Below are 13,765 nucleotides of genomic sequence, written 5' to 3' on the forward strand. Positions count from 1 at the left end.
GTGAACAGCCGAGGCATCGCCCCAGGTCCGCCAGGCCGGCCGGGAGACTGGGGCGGGTCCGTGGATCACGCACCGGAGGAGCGATCGTCATGGCGGAAGAGCTGTTCGCGACGTTGAAGACGAATCAGGGTGACGTCGAGGTCAGGCTGCTGCCGGACCACGCACCCAAGACGGTCAAGAACTTCGTCGAGCTGGCCAACGGCGACCGGCAGTGGATCGATCCGACGACCGGGCAGCCGAGCACCGAACCGCTCTACGACGGGACGGTGTTCCACCGGGTCATCGAGGGCTTCATGGTCCAGGGCGGTGATCCCCTCGGCAACGGGACGGGCGGACCCGGCTACACGTTCGCCGACGAGTTCCACCCGGACCTGGCATTCACCAAGCCCTATCTGCTGGCCATGGCGAACAGCGGGCCCGGCACCAACGGGTCCCAGTTCTTCATCACCCTGTCGCCTACCGCCTGGCTCACCGGCAAGCACACCATCTTCGGTGAAGTCGCCGACGACGCGAGCAAGCGGGTCGTCGACGCCATCGGCACGACGGAGACCAACCCCCGCAACGACCGCCCGGTGCGGGACGTGGTCATCGAGAAGGTCGTCGTCGGGAACCGCTGACCTCGCTCACCGCGTATGCGGTCCGGTCCCCCCTCCGTTCACGGCGCCGTCCCGCCCGTCCCACGCGGGTTCGTCTCCCGGGCCCGGGCGAGCAGGGCCCGCTGCGCGTCGACCCATCCCGACGGCAGGGCGAACAGGGGCACGGTGACCGTGACCCCCGACGAGGGCGCGTCGTGCACGGTCACCGCCATCCGGTCGTGGCCGTCGGGCCTGAACCTCATGGACGGGACGCGCCCCCCGCCGAGCCATCCGGCGTGCCTCCGGGACGCCAAGGTCTCCAGGACCGTCTCCCACTCCTCCAGGTCCTCCGGCGTCACCACTGCCCGGAACGTGGCGTTGAGGGACTCCGCCGTGACGGCTATCTCGCAGTCGAGGTAGCCGTCGCCCGACAGGGAGTCCCGTATCCGTATGACGACGCTGTGGCCGCTCGTCCCCGGCCGGTCCGCCAAGTGGACCAAGTCGGCCCCGTCGTACGTCGGTTCCATGATTTCCCCTCCCGGGTCGGCTGACCCGGGCATCCTCTCCTGCCGCACCGACAACGTGGTGCTCCCTGGCCCCTCAGCCCCCCGGGCCCGCCCCCGCGTCCAGCTCGCACAGCGTCCCGTAAGCAGCCTGGATGAAGGGGGCGCCCAGGGTCGGGGCCGTGTTCGTCAGGGCCGCGAGGGCCGTGCCGGAGCGGGGGAGGAAGCCCACGAAGGCGGTGAAGCCGCGGGTGCCGCCCGAGTGGTGGAGGAGGGGGCGGCCGTCGCGGGGGCGGAGGTTCCAGACGAGGCAGAGGCGGTTGGCCGAGCGGGGGAGCGCGAGTCGCGGGCGCTGGACGTCGGCCAGGGCCGCGCGCAGGGGCGGGGGTGCGGGGCTCGACGCCGGGTCGAGCAGTGCCGTCAGCACGGTGAGCAGGTCCCGGGCGCTGGAGCGCAGGGCCCCTGCGGCGGGCAGGCCGGGGATCAGCCAGACGGGACGGGGGTGCCCGCGCCAATGGCCCTGGGCCTGGGGGCGATCGGGGTCGCAGTCGGTGTCCGTCAGGCCCAGGGGGGTGAGGACCCGTTCGGTGAGGAGGGCGCCGTAGTCTGCGTCCGGGTCCTCCTCACTGCCTCCCGCCGCGCGGGCCAGCGCGTGGCCGAGCAGTCCGGCCCCGAAGTTGGAGTACCGCACCCGGGTGCCGGGGCGGTGGCGTGGCTCGGCACGGGAGAACGCCGTCAGCAGCTCGGCGGAGGAGTATCCCGCGTACGGGTTGCTGAACCACGCGCGGCGGGCCGAGCCGGTCAGCAGGCCCGGGGGCAGCCGGGGCAGCCCGGAGGTGTGGGTGGCCAGATGCAGCAGGGTGATCGGCGGGGCGGCGGCGCCGCGCGGCAGATAGCGGGCGACGGGGTCGTCGTACCGGACCTCGCGCCGGGCGACCAGCTCCGCGAGCAGCAGCGCGGTGAACGTCTTGGTGACCGAACCGGTCTCGAAGCGGGTGCCGGTGTCACCGCCGCGCGCCAGCGCGGTCCGTTCGCCGCCCCGGATCGCCGACACGGCCACGGCCGGCCCGCCCTTGGCGGTGTCCAGCAGTGGCCGCAGCCGGGCTTCGAGGGACGGGGACGGGGACGGGTCGGTCACCCGGTCGCGGGGTGGGCCGTCCACGCGCGGTTCACCGCCCGCCCCACCGTGACCCATCGCACCGCCGCCGGCCGGACCACCCACCGGCGTCCGGCCACCGACCGGGGCGCCCGCTCCACCACCGCCGACTGCCTCACCCGCGAGAGCAGAACCGCCCGCCCCACCGCCGTCCAGGTCCCTCGCACGCGCCTCGTCGCCCGCCCCACCGTGGCCCACCGCACCGCCGCCTACCGCCCCACCCGCGAAAGCAGGACCGCTCGCCCCACCGCCGTCCGGCCCGCCCGCAGGCACCTCACCAGCCACTCCACCACCACCCCCGCCGACCGGTTCACCCCCGCGGGCCGGGCCACTCACCCGGCCGTCGCTCCGGCCGTCGCACCGGCCGCGCGGGCCAGGGCGATCGAGCCCGCCATGGCGGTGACGACCACCGTGTGCTGGTGGTCCGTGAAGCGCTGCTGCGGGTCGTCGTCCACGGGGTCGCCGTCGCGGGGGATGAAACCGTCCTCGTGCTGGAGGGACGCGATCGCGTCCCACGCCGCGGGGTCGCAGTACGGCTCGTCCAGGCTGGCGCCGACGATGAGCAGTTCGCCCACGAGGTCCCACTGGGCGACCTCCAGCCAGATGTCGGTCCACACCGGCAGCCAGGTCCGCAGGTACTCCGCCAGCTCGGGCGCGAGGCCCTGCGGGCGGCCGCCCCAGTCGGTGAGGTGGAAGACGGTGTGGGTCATCGCGTAGGCGGTGATCCAGTTGATGGCCCATGGCTCGGGCCTGCCGCCGAGCCAGGTGGCGCGGGCGAGCGCCGACCAGTCCTCCTGGCTGTCGAGGCCCGCGACCCGGGCGGCGTTGGCGACGGCCAGCCGGCGGTTGGGCATCTGCTCGACGCCCTGGACGGAACGCAGCCCGCCGAGGTGGCCGAGCAGCCGGTGCAGGTCGGGGTGGCGGTACCCGCAGCGGGCGAATGTCGCGTACGTCTCCAGCGGGTCGGTCATCAGGATGTGCTGGAGCTGGCGCTCGTAGAGCATGTCGCCGCCCCGGAACTGCTCCCAGGTGAAGTCCAGCAGGTCCTGCGCGGCGACCAGCTGCCCGGCGCCCGCGACGCCCTCCCGCAGCACGATGGACGCGGCCAGCGCCGTCTCGCCGAGCGGCTTGTAGACGCTGTCGGGGTCGGCGAGCGTCTCCGAGGTGCCCTGCGGAAGTGCTCCGTAGGCGCGGTTGGCGTGCAGCCAGGACAGGGAACGGTCGGTCATGCGCCGGGCCACCAGCGCCACGGACTCGGGAACCGCTGTCGTCATGTCCGTACCGCCTCTGGTTCCTGCGGGAGCCGTCCGTCGAGCAGATGCCGGGCGATGGCCAGGTCGACCGCGGTACGGGGGCCCACCCCGCCCAGCAGCCGTACGTGCTCCGCCATCGGCGCCGGGTCCACGGGCAGGGCGACGCCCTCGTGGTGCAGCCAGGCGAGCCAGCGGATGAGGCACACGGCCGTGCGGTGGTCCCGGCGCAGCACCGAGCGGGTGGCGCCGCGGGCCAGCGGCAGGGCCGCCGCGCGCGCCGCCTCGTGCACCGGGCCGTCGAGGCCGGGGATCGCGAGCGTGGCCAGCTGCGCCATGCGTACGGACCAGCGCCGCCAGTCGGTGGTGTCGGCGAGCTCGTCGTCGCCCTGGGGCGGTGCGGTGGTGCCCGGGGCGCTCCCGCCGCTGAACCGGGCCAGGCACTCGGCCGTCGCCCAGTCGCGCCAGGCGAGGGTCCGCTGCTCGGTACGGGCGGTGGGGGCCTGCGCGGTGGGGTCCGGGGCGGGGAACGCGGCGAGGGAGCGGGCCACGGTCGCCGCGTCGTCGGTGTGGAAGGGGACCCCGGTCAGGACGTGCGGGGTGAAGGTGTCCGCGCCGATCACCCTGATCGCGGCGAGGGCGGCCACCGAGTCGGAGGCGGTGTCGAAGTGCCGGGAGACGAACGCCGTGCCCCCGGCGCCCCGAAGGGCGCTGAGGACACGGGTCGCGAGTTCGTCCGCCGCTGAGGCGAAGTCCGCGCGGGAACTCACTTGCCCGTCGGCTCCTTCGGCTCCTTCGGGGACAGGAGCAGGAGCGCGAGGAGCAGGCCGGCGGCCTCCGGTGCGTAGACCGGCGCACCGCTGACGGTGGTCTCCGGTTCCAGCATCAGCGTTCCTACGGCCGACATCTCACTTTCGGTAGCGACGATGCGGGTGTCCTTGTGGGTGAGCATCTGTGCCTCCTTCGAGAGCGACATATCACCACTTATATGGTGATGCCGCTTCCGAGGTTAGCCGCTGGTACGGGAATTGGAGCCGTGAGGTCCGGATATTCAGCCGAACGGGGGCGCGCCTCCGGCGCCGTCACGGCGGCGCGGACGCGCGCCGGAGTACGCCACCGGCTCCGACCTGCGGTTTCGCGACCCGCACTCCGTACGGGGGAGGGGGCCGCCCGCGGGGGCGGCTGGAGGTGGCGACCGGAGGGGTGGGCGAACTTATAGGGTTCCGGGAGGAGTTGCCCCCGGCCGGTCAGGGGTGGCGGGCGGCGGCGGACGGGTACGTGGCCCCGGTCCGTGGCACCCCGAGGGGGCGCGGGCGCCTCCGTGAGTGAGCCCCCACACCCCCGCACCTCGTCCGACCGTCCGGTTCACCCGAACAGCGGACGACGAGGGCACCCCTTATCCGCAACATCAGCCAAGGGGAGTGCTCCCCAGCACGGACGTGGGGCCCCCGCACACCGCCCACCCGGGGGAAACCTCACCGCGTCCGCGTCGTAAGCATTCCGTGACCTCACCACACCGACCGCATGGGTTCACCGTCCGTTCACCTGTGGCCGTAGGCCGCGTCACCTGTTCTGCCTAATTTCGGTCGTACCGGGTGCGAACCGGGGCCTTCGTGGTCCAGGGCCCCGTAACCGGTGAACGCACGACCGGACACCCTCCGGACCTCCGCGGCGCACCTCTTCCGCGCCGAGGGGGTCCGACCGACGACACGCACGCCGCCGACGCAACGCGCGGCTCCTGGAAGGAACACCCGAAAAGTGAAGCTTCAGCGCAAGAACCGGCTGCGCGCCCTCTCCCTCGGTGCGGTCGCCGTCTCCGGCGCCCTGGCCCTCACGGCGTGCGGCTCGGACGACACCGGCGGCGGTTCCACCGACGCCAGCGGCGGCGCGCAGACCGCCGCCGCGGGCTCCATCGCCTGCGACGACGCCAAGGGCGAGGTCCTCGCGGCCGGGTCCTCCGCGCAGAAGAACGCCATCGACGCCTGGGTGAAGAACTACCAGGCGGCCTGCAAGGACGTCCGGATCAACTACAACCCCAAGGGGTCCGGCGCCGGCATCACCAACTTCCTCCAGGGCCAGACCGCGTTCGCGGGCTCCGACTCGGCGCTCAAGCCGGAGGAGATCACCGAGTCCGCCAAGGTCTGCGAGAACAGCCAGGCCATCGACCTGCCGATGGTCGGCGGCCCCATCGCCCTCGGCTACAACGTCCCCGGCGTGGAGAACCTCGTCCTGGACGCCCCGACCCTCGCCAAGATCTTCGACGACAAGATCAAGACCTGGGACGACGAGGCCATCGCGAAGCTGAACCCGGGCGCCGACCTGCCGGACACCAAGGTGCAGGCGTTCCACCGCTCCGACGAGTCCGGCACCACCGACAACTTCACCAAGTACCTGAAGGACGCCGCTCCCGGCGACTGGAAGTACGAGGGCGGCAAGGCGTGGCAGGCCAAGGGCGGCCAGTCCGCGCAGGGCTCCTCGGGCGTGGCCCAGCAGGTCAAGGAGACCCCGGGCGCCATCTCGTACTTCGAGCTGTCGTACGCCAAGGACGGCATCAAGACCGTCGACGTGAAGACGGACGCCACCCAGCCGGTCAAGGCCACCTCGGACAACGCGTCCAAGGCCATCGCCGCCGCCAAGATCGTCGGCAAGGGCAAGGACCTCGCCCTGGAGCTGGACTACACGCCGACCACCGAGGGCGCGTACCCGATCACCCTGGTGACGTACGAGATCCTCTGCGAGAAGGGCAACGACCCGGAGACCCTGCCGGCCGTCAAGTCCTTCCTCACCTACATCGCGGGCGAGGACGGCCAGAGCCTGCTGTCGAGCAACGGCTACGCCCCGCTGCCCGCCGAGATCGCCACCAAGGTCCGCGAGACGATCGCCTCGCTGAGCTGACCTGAGCGTGCGGGCGGACCCCGCTCCTTCCCCGGCCCCCGCCGAAGAGGGACCACGGTCCGCCCGCACCGTCCGGTGCACCGCCGCCTGGAGCCGCGCACTTCCCCGCACGGCTCCGCAGACCGGAGAACTCCATGGACATCACCACCACACAGGACACCGCTCCTCCCCCGCTGTCACCGCCGCCCGCCGAGACCCGGCAGAAGCAGGCGGCGCGCGGCGCCACCCGCCCCGGCGACCGGATCTTCCTCGGGCTGTCGCGCGGCTCCGGCATCTTCCTGCTGGCCCTCATGGCCGCCATCGCGGTCTTCCTGACCTATCGCGCCGCGCTCGTCCTCACGAAGAACGAGGGCAACTTCTTCACCACGTTCGAGTGGGAGGCCAATGGCAGCCCGCCGGTCTTCGGCATCGCCGTACTGGCCTTCGGCACGATCGTCTCCGCGCTGATCGCGATGATCATCGCGGTCCCGGTCGCCGTCGGCATCGCGCTGTTCATCACCCACTACGCGCCCCGCAAGCTCAGCGGCCCCATCTCGTACGTCATCGACCTGCTGGCCGCGGTGCCGTCCATCGTGTACGGGCTGTGGGGCGCGCTGGTGCTCGTCCCGCATATGACCGGGCTGTTCAGCTGGCTGGACGAGTACTTCGGCTGGACCGGGATCTTCGCCTGGCAGGGCGGCGCCCCGCGCTCGATGCTCACCGTCGGCATCCTGCTCGCGATCATGATCCTGCCGATCGTGACGAATGTGTCGCGCGAGGTGTTCAAGCAGGTCCCGCAGATGCACGAGGAGGCCGCGCTCGCGCTCGGCGCCACCCGCTGGGAGGTGATCCGGATGGCGGTCCTGCCGTTCGGACGCTCCGGCGTGATCTCCGCGTCGATGCTCGGGCTCGGCCGCGCGCTCGGCGAGACGATGGCCGTCGCCACGGTCCTGTCGCCGACGTTCGACATCAACGCCAGTCTGCTCGACCCGGGCGGCGGCACCTTCGCCCAGAACATCGCCAGCAAGTTCGGTGAGGCCAACACCACCGGCCAGGACGCGCTGATCGCCTCCGGCCTGGTCCTGTTCGTCATCACCCTGCTGGTCAACGGCGCGGCACGGGCCATCATCGCCCGTCGCAAGGAGTACTCGGGGGCCAACGGATGAACCAGTCAGCCACCACCACCCAGCGGCCCGAGCAGCCCGAGTCCCGTATCCGGGGCGCGAGCCTGCCCCGCTGGACGCCGTGGGCGGTCGCCGGGGCGTCCGTCGCCCTCTCCGTCACCGCCGGTCTCCTCTTCGACCTGCACAGCCGGGTGCAGTGGGGCCTGATCGCCGCGCTGCTCTTCGTCGCGCTCACCTACGCCGTCGCCGCGCGGGTCGAGGGGCGCCGCCAGGCCAAGGACCGGGTCGCCACGAGTGTCGTCTGGGTCGCCTTCGTCCTCGCGGTCATCCCGCTGGCATCCCTCATCTGGGAGACCGTCAAGCGCGGGGTGACCGTCCTCGACGGGTACTTCCTCAGCCACTCGATGGGCGTCGTCGCGGACACCGAGACCGGCGGCGGTATCTACCACGCGCTGATCGGCACACTGGAGCAGGTCGGCATCGCGACCCTGGTGTCGGTGCCGATCGGTGTCCTCACCGCGATCTACCTCGTCGAGTACGGCCGCGGGAAGCTCGCGGCGGCCGTCACCTTCTTCGTCGACGTGATGACGGGCATCCCGTCGATCGTCGCGGGTCTGTTCGTCCTCAGCTTCTGGATCCTGATCCTGGACCTCGGGCCGTCCGGCTTCGCCGGTTCGCTGGCCCTGGCCATCCTGATGATGCCGGTCGTGGTCCGCTCCACGGAGGAGATGCTCAAGCTCGTCCCGAACGAGCTGCGCGAGGCGTCCCTCGCGCTGGGCATCCCCAAGTGGCGGACCATCCTCAAGGTGGTGCTCCCGACCTCCATCGGCGGCATCACCACGGGTGTGATGCTCGCGGTCGCGCGCATCACCGGTGAGACGGCGCCCGTGCTCCTGCTGGTCTGGGGCACCAACTTCATCAACAACAACCCCTTCGACGGCGCCCAGGCGTCGCTGCCGCTGTACATCTACCAGCAGTACGCGAACAGCGCGGGTTCCGGCGCGGCGTACGACCGTGCCTGGGCCGCGGCGCTCACCCTGATCGCCTTCGTCATGATCCTGAACCTGGTGGCACGCGGTATCGCCCGCTGGAAGGCCCCGAAGACCGGTCGCTGACCGCGGCCCTCCCGAAAGAAGTGAAACCCATGGCCAAGCGAATCGACATCAGCGGTCTCACCGCGTACTACGGCTCCCACAAGGCGATCGAGGACATCTCGATGTCCGTCGAGCCCCGGTCCGTCACCGCGTTCATCGGCCCCTCCGGCTGCGGCAAGTCCACGTTCCTGCGGACGCTGAACCGGATGCACGAGGTCACGCCCGGCGGACGGGTCGAGGGCAAGGTGCTCCTCGACAACGAGGACCTGTACGGGGCGCAGGTCGACCCCGTCGCGGTGCGGCGGACGGTCGGGATGGTGTTCCAGCGGCCGAACCCGTTCCCGACGATGTCGATCTTCGACAATGTCGCGGCCGGGCTGAAGCTCAACGGCTCGTACAAGAAGTCCGAGCTGGCCGACGTGGTCGAGAAGTCGCTGAAGGGCGCGAATCTCTGGAACGAGGTCAAGGACCGGCTGAACAAGCCCGGTTCCGGGCTGTCCGGCGGGCAGCAGCAGCGGCTGTGCATCGCGCGGGCGATCGCCGTGGAGCCGGACGTCCTGCTGATGGACGAGCCGTGCTCGGCGCTGGACCCGATCTCCACGCTGGCGATCGAGGACCTGATCGGGGAGCTGAAGGAGCGCTTCACGATCGTCATCGTCACGCACAACATGCAGCAGGCGGCGCGGGTGTCCGACCGGACCGCGTTCTTCAACCTCGCGGCGGTGGGGCAGCCCGGGCGGCTCGTGGAGATCGACGAGACGGAGCGGATCTTCTCGAACCCGTCCGTGCAGGCCACGGAGGACTACATCTCCGGCCGCTTCGGCTGACCGGTCGGGCCCTGGTCCGGGCTGTTGCTCGTCCGGTTCGGCCTCGGCCGTCCGGTGCGGCCTGGGTCGTCCGGCGCGTCCGGGGGTTTGGGCCGTCCGATGGGCCCTTGGCCGTCGGGCCCTGTCCGGGCTTCGGCCGTCCGGTGGGCCCCTAGTCGTCCGGTGTGGCTTTGGCCGTCCGGTGTTCCGGTCTCCTCGCGGTGCTGCATGGCGGTGCCACCGCGAGGTGTGGGACCCGCCCCTGAACTCCCTGGGGCGGGTCCCTTCTTCGTTACGGGTCGCCTTCGCTTGGGCTTCTGGGTCTGTCCGGGTGGGCGTACTTCGTTCCTGTGCCGTCGCTCGGTGGGTTTGCGCAGTTCCCCGCGGGTCGCCTTCGCTTGCGCTTCCTAGGTCTGTCCGGGTGGACGTACTCCGTTCCTGTGCCGTCGCTCGGTGGTTTCGCGCAGTTCCCCGCGCCCCTTTGGGGCGCCATCTGCTTGTTCTTCGGGGCGGGGCCGGTCGGGATTCTCCGTCCTCGCTCCAACGCGCTCGGTCGGACGTCCCCCTGGTCCTGCTGAAGAGCATCGGAGTCTGCGGGCAGAGATTCCCGCCCACCCCCTCACGTGAGTCCTGCGACTGCGCGGGGAGGGCGGTTTTCACCCGGACCTCCGGGCCGGCGGAGGTCGTGAACATGCCACAAACAGCGGCAATCCGGCCATGGCGCGGCCGGGTCCTGGCTGGGCCGTTCATGCGTGTGGAAGGCCGCCGCACACGGGGTGTGACGGTGACAGGGGTCCGCGCCCTGTCCGGCGTCGTCACGCGGGGAACACGCGCCGGTCTCCCGTGGCAGCGCGGATCGCGGACGGCCGTCCGCTCGTCGGCGCCCGTCGGGGCGGGGCGGCCATGAGCCGGGCGTCGGCACCTTCCCCGCCATACGGATGCCGCGGAGTCGTCACGCGCGGATGTCCGGTGGGGACCGGCTCATGACGACGGGCTCGGATGCCCCTTGATGATCCGGGCCGCGATCCGGGTGTGGCCCCTGGCCGCCACCCGGTGGGACGGCCGTACGTGATCCCGGGCCCGCCACCCGGCGGAATTGCACTCGAAGAACATATGTGTTCCGAGGCTGTTCAAATCGCGAACCCAACCGGATAAACCATCGGGATGTGCGGTGTCGACCGACTGTTCAGGGGCCAGGACTCGGTCTCACCTCGGCAACTCCGATGCATTCACGGAGTAATGGGTGGGGTGGAGCACAACCAGCCTCAAGCGGGTGCACCGTTGGGCCTGAAATCATCCCTGGAGGGGTTCCGGCATGCTCTGGACAAGCCTGCGGGCGATGGGTAAGTTCACGCCTCGTCATCATTCGACCGGCTCCATCAAGAGCCATTCCGTGAAAGAACGTGAACGAAGGCGGCGCCACGACGGGCAGCAGCCCTGCCGGGACGCGTACGGCGATATGGCCGACTCGCGGACGACGGTGGAGGAATGCGCAGCAATGGCGCGTGCCGTCATGTATTCGCACGGGAACCCCCGTCGTCAAGGAGTGGGATGAAAATGCTGAACAAGCGTGCCCAATTCGCCCTGGCTGCCGCCGCCGGAACCATTGTCGCCGTGCTGGGCCCCGCGCAGTCGGCCAGTGCCGCCATACCTACGCAGAACGCCGACAGCAACTGCGACTACAGAAGCTGCCCGGTCGGTCACGCCGGCCAGTTCCACCTCCACTACAACTCGAAGGAAAACGACGGCTACTACTCCGGCACCGCCAGCTTCTACGGCAATGTGACCAACTACGCCGGAGAGACCTACGGACACAACGGCGGCGCCAACCCCGTCCACTACAAGTTCGTCTTCGGGAAGAACTCGGCGGGGCTGAACGGGCCCGGCACCGGGCAGGCGGTCAAGAACAACGCCGCGTCGGCCGAGAACTGCTCGCCGTGGGACTCCTACCGCGTCTACTTCAACTCGGGCTACCAGGGTTCGTCGCAGTACTTCGGCCACACCAACGGAAGCCAGCTGTGCGCGGGCGGCGTGCACATGAACCTCAACGCCACCCTGAAGAACAACAATGCGTCGCAGCACTTCGCCTGAGCGACGCGTCGCCCTGCTCGCCATGACCGTGCTCGCCGGCACGGTCATGGCGGGCTGTGGCCCGGGGGAGCGGCCGGCCGAGCACTCGGGGTCGAAGGCCGCACGGACCTTTGATGACGTCGACCGCTCGCAGTGGCCCGATGCCACGCCCCGACGGGGGCTCGCCAAAGGACTCAAACTGCCGCTGGAGCGGTACATGCAGTCCTATGAGCAGCGCGTGGCCATCGACCAGGCGGTGCGTGACCAGCAGACCGCGTGCATGGCGGGATTCGGATTCGAATTCCGTCCGCCGCCGGCCGGTACCACGCCGCCACCCAACCCCAACGACGCGAATATGGAGCGACGTTACGGCATCACCGACCGGGTCGTCGCCGAGCGGCATGGATACGGGCTCGCCAAGGAAGAACCGCCCGCCGGTTCCTCGTCCCCGAAGCTGGGCGAAGCCGCCACCATGGTGCTGTCCGGAACGGTCGACAAGGGTGACACCAAGTCTTCCGCGCCGATCTCCTACAAGGGCAAGGAGATCCCTCAGGGCGGCTGCTCCGGATGGGCTCCGAGGAAGGTAGGGGCCGCGGGTCTCGATTTCTCACTGGTCAGCCGGCTGAACTACGAAAGCCTCACCCGGTCGCAGGAGACGCCGAAGGTGCGTGCCGCGCTGAAATCGTGGTCCCGCTGTATGAAGGAAAAGGGATACGAGGTGGCAATTCCCTTCGATGCCATCCACCTCACCACTGGCAAAGGGAACGGGAGCGAGAAGGCCGTGGCCATCGCGCTCGCCGACATCGACTGCAAGAAGTCGACCGATCTCGTGTCGATCTGGTACCGGGTCGACTCCGGTATCCAGCGTGAGCAGATCAAGCAGCATCGAACCGGCCTGGAGGCGAGCAGCAAGCAGAACGAGGCCGCCGTCCGGACCGCGGAGCGGTTGCTGCGAGGCTGACCCCCCGCCGCGAGAGAACGTCCTGCCATGCCCTGTCCCTCCGGCTCACCGGATGGGGTGAGTGCTGCCGGGCACCGACTCCCTTACGGTTCCGTGGCCCGGCGGCCTGGACCGCGCCCGCGCGCCCCCGCCGCCGGAGGGCCGCGCCGGACTGCCCCATGGCCACACATGCCGATCGTGACCGCTCTCCCGGGTGAGGACCGCCTTCGCTCGCGCCTCTGGGCGCTGCCTCCTGTTGTTGTCCGCCGGGCGGCCCGGTTCTCGTCGGCGCGCGGTTCCCTGCGGGTCGCCTTCGCTTGCGCCTCCGAGGTCTGTCCGGCGGGACGTACTTCGTTCCTGTGCCGTCGTTCGGTGGTTTCGCGCAGTTCCCCGCGCCCCTTTGGGGCGCATCCGGCCGGTTCTTCGGGTCGGGGCCGGTCGGGATTCTCCGTCCTCGCTCCAACGCGCTCGGGAAGACGTCCAGTGGCCGCGCTGGTGGCGTCGGAGTCTGCGGGCAGAGATTCCCGCCCACCCCCTCCCGCAGCAGGGCGACTGCGCGAGGAGAGGAGTGCCCCTTCAGGGGCGCGGGGAACTGCGCAAAAGACGAGAACCGGCCCGCACCCGAAGAGCGACCGCAAGGGGCAGCACCTCAGGGGCGCGGGGAACTGCGCACCCACGGACGACCTGTGCAAGGACAAGTACGCCCAGCCGGAGAGACCTCGAAAGCGCAAGCGAAGGCGACCTGCAGGGAATGCGCACCCCACGAACCACCTGTGCGGGGACACGTACGTACAGGAGTGGAACCCCGGAAGTGCCAGCCTGGTGGACGCCTCGCCGTCGGGGGCCTACCGTTCGGCGCATGGTGGAACGACGTGCGATTCCCGGCGGTTCGGTGTTCGAGGAACGGATCGGATACGCCCGTGCCGTGGTCGACGGCGACCGGGTGCATGTGTCCGGGACGACCGGGTTCGACTACACGACGATGACCATCGCGGACGGTGTCGTGGAGCAGGCCGAGCAGTGCCTGCGCAACATCGAGGCGGCGCTGACCGAGGCGGGGTGCACGTTCGCCGATGTGGTGCGGGTGCGGTATCTGCTCCCCGAGCGGGAGGACTTCGAGCCCTGCTGGCCGGTGCTGCGCCGCTGCTTCGGTGAGGTGCGGCCGGCCGCCACGATGATGGTGTGCGGGCTGGCGGACCCCCGGATGCGGATCGAGATCGAGGTGGACGCGCGACGGGTCACCGCGTAGCCCGGATCGGTACGTCGGTACGTGCCCGGTACGTCGGTACGTCGTACGTGTCGGTACGTGGGTGGGGGCGGCTACCGCGCTGCCGGGGCCGTGACGCGTGAGCCCCCTGGACCCGTCCGGTGCG

Annotated in this window: 13 protein-coding genes; 8 read left to right on the top strand and 5 right to left on the bottom strand. The window is 70.6% G+C overall.

Translation table 11 applies throughout. The annotated features are described in order from the left end of the window. Positions 1-89: 89 nt before the first annotated feature. Positions 90-617, top strand: a complete 528-nt coding sequence (locus tag OG711_RS17930) for a peptidylprolyl isomerase (protein ID WP_329559743.1) — start codon at positions 90-92, stop codon at positions 615-617. A gap of 38 nt (positions 618-655) precedes the next feature. Here the strand turns inward: OG711_RS17930 and OG711_RS17935 are convergent, their stop codons facing one another. The 5 genes from OG711_RS17935 to OG711_RS17955 form a co-directional block, all read right to left on the bottom strand. Further along, on the bottom strand, positions 656-1,102 hold the full coding sequence (locus OG711_RS17935) for a DUF5959 family protein (RefSeq protein ID WP_329559744.1): 447 nt from the start codon (positions 1,100-1,102) through the stop codon (positions 656-658). Positions 1,103-1,175: 73 nt separating this feature from the next. Further along, the gene (locus OG711_RS17940) at positions 1,176-2,240 is read right to left on the bottom strand and encodes a serine hydrolase domain-containing protein (protein WP_329559745.1); all 1,065 of its coding nucleotides are present in this window, start codon (positions 2,238-2,240) and stop codon (positions 1,176-1,178) included. 326 nt (positions 2,241-2,566) lie between these two features. Then, on the bottom strand, positions 2,567-3,508 hold the full coding sequence (locus tag OG711_RS17945) for a DUF6895 family protein (protein WP_329559746.1): 942 nt from the start codon (positions 3,506-3,508) through the stop codon (positions 2,567-2,569). Then, entirely contained in the window at positions 3,505-4,254 is a 750-nt protein-coding gene (locus OG711_RS17950) for a hypothetical protein (RefSeq protein WP_329559747.1), read from the bottom strand. Before OG711_RS17950 ends, OG711_RS17945 begins: the two co-directional genes overlap by 4 nt. Further along, complete coding sequence (locus tag OG711_RS17955) at positions 4,251-4,460, bottom strand: hypothetical protein (protein WP_245876591.1); 210 nt, start codon at positions 4,458-4,460, stop codon at positions 4,251-4,253. Before OG711_RS17955 ends, OG711_RS17950 begins: the two co-directional genes overlap by 4 nt. Before the next feature lie 782 nt (positions 4,461-5,242). On the opposite strand from OG711_RS17955, the gene pstS reads away from it, so the two are divergent. From pstS to OG711_RS17990, 7 genes are all read left to right on the top strand, one after another. Beyond that, the gene (gene pstS, locus OG711_RS17960; RefSeq protein WP_329559748.1) at positions 5,243-6,379 is read left to right on the top strand and encodes a phosphate ABC transporter substrate-binding protein PstS; all 1,137 of its coding nucleotides are present in this window, start codon (positions 5,243-5,245) and stop codon (positions 6,377-6,379) included. A gap of 134 nt (positions 6,380-6,513) precedes the next feature. Further along, positions 6,514-7,524, top strand: coding sequence for a phosphate ABC transporter permease subunit PstC (gene pstC, locus OG711_RS17965; protein WP_073783312.1), 1,011 nt, complete (start codon positions 6,514-6,516; stop codon positions 7,522-7,524). Then, positions 7,521-8,597, top strand: coding sequence for a phosphate ABC transporter permease PstA (pstA, locus tag OG711_RS17970; RefSeq protein ID WP_073783309.1), 1,077 nt, complete (start codon positions 7,521-7,523; stop codon positions 8,595-8,597). The genes pstC and pstA overlap by 4 nt, the downstream gene beginning before the upstream one ends. Positions 8,598-8,626: 29 nt before the next feature. Beyond that, positions 8,627-9,403, top strand: a complete 777-nt coding sequence (gene pstB / locus OG711_RS17975) for a phosphate ABC transporter ATP-binding protein PstB (RefSeq protein ID WP_073783307.1) — start codon at positions 8,627-8,629, stop codon at positions 9,401-9,403. A 1,536-nt stretch (positions 9,404-10,939) separates the two neighbouring features. Continuing rightward, positions 10,940-11,473: a hypothetical protein gene (locus tag OG711_RS17980; protein ID WP_266509417.1), complete on the top strand. Its 534-nt coding sequence runs from the start codon at positions 10,940-10,942 to the stop codon at positions 11,471-11,473. Positions 11,474-11,495: 22 nt separating this feature from the next. Further along, a complete protein-coding gene (locus OG711_RS17985) occupies positions 11,496-12,413 on the top strand; it encodes a hypothetical protein (RefSeq protein WP_329559749.1) in 918 nt (305 codons plus the stop codon). Between the two features lie 838 nt (positions 12,414-13,251). Further along, a complete protein-coding gene (locus OG711_RS17990; protein ID WP_073783302.1) occupies positions 13,252-13,641 on the top strand; it encodes a RidA family protein in 390 nt (129 codons plus the stop codon). The last annotated feature ends 124 nt before the right edge of the window (positions 13,642-13,765 follow it).

The organism is Streptomyces uncialis (genome assembly GCF_036250755.1).
In the GTDB taxonomy this organism is placed as follows: domain Bacteria; phylum Actinomycetota; class Actinomycetes; order Streptomycetales; family Streptomycetaceae; genus Streptomyces; species Streptomyces uncialis.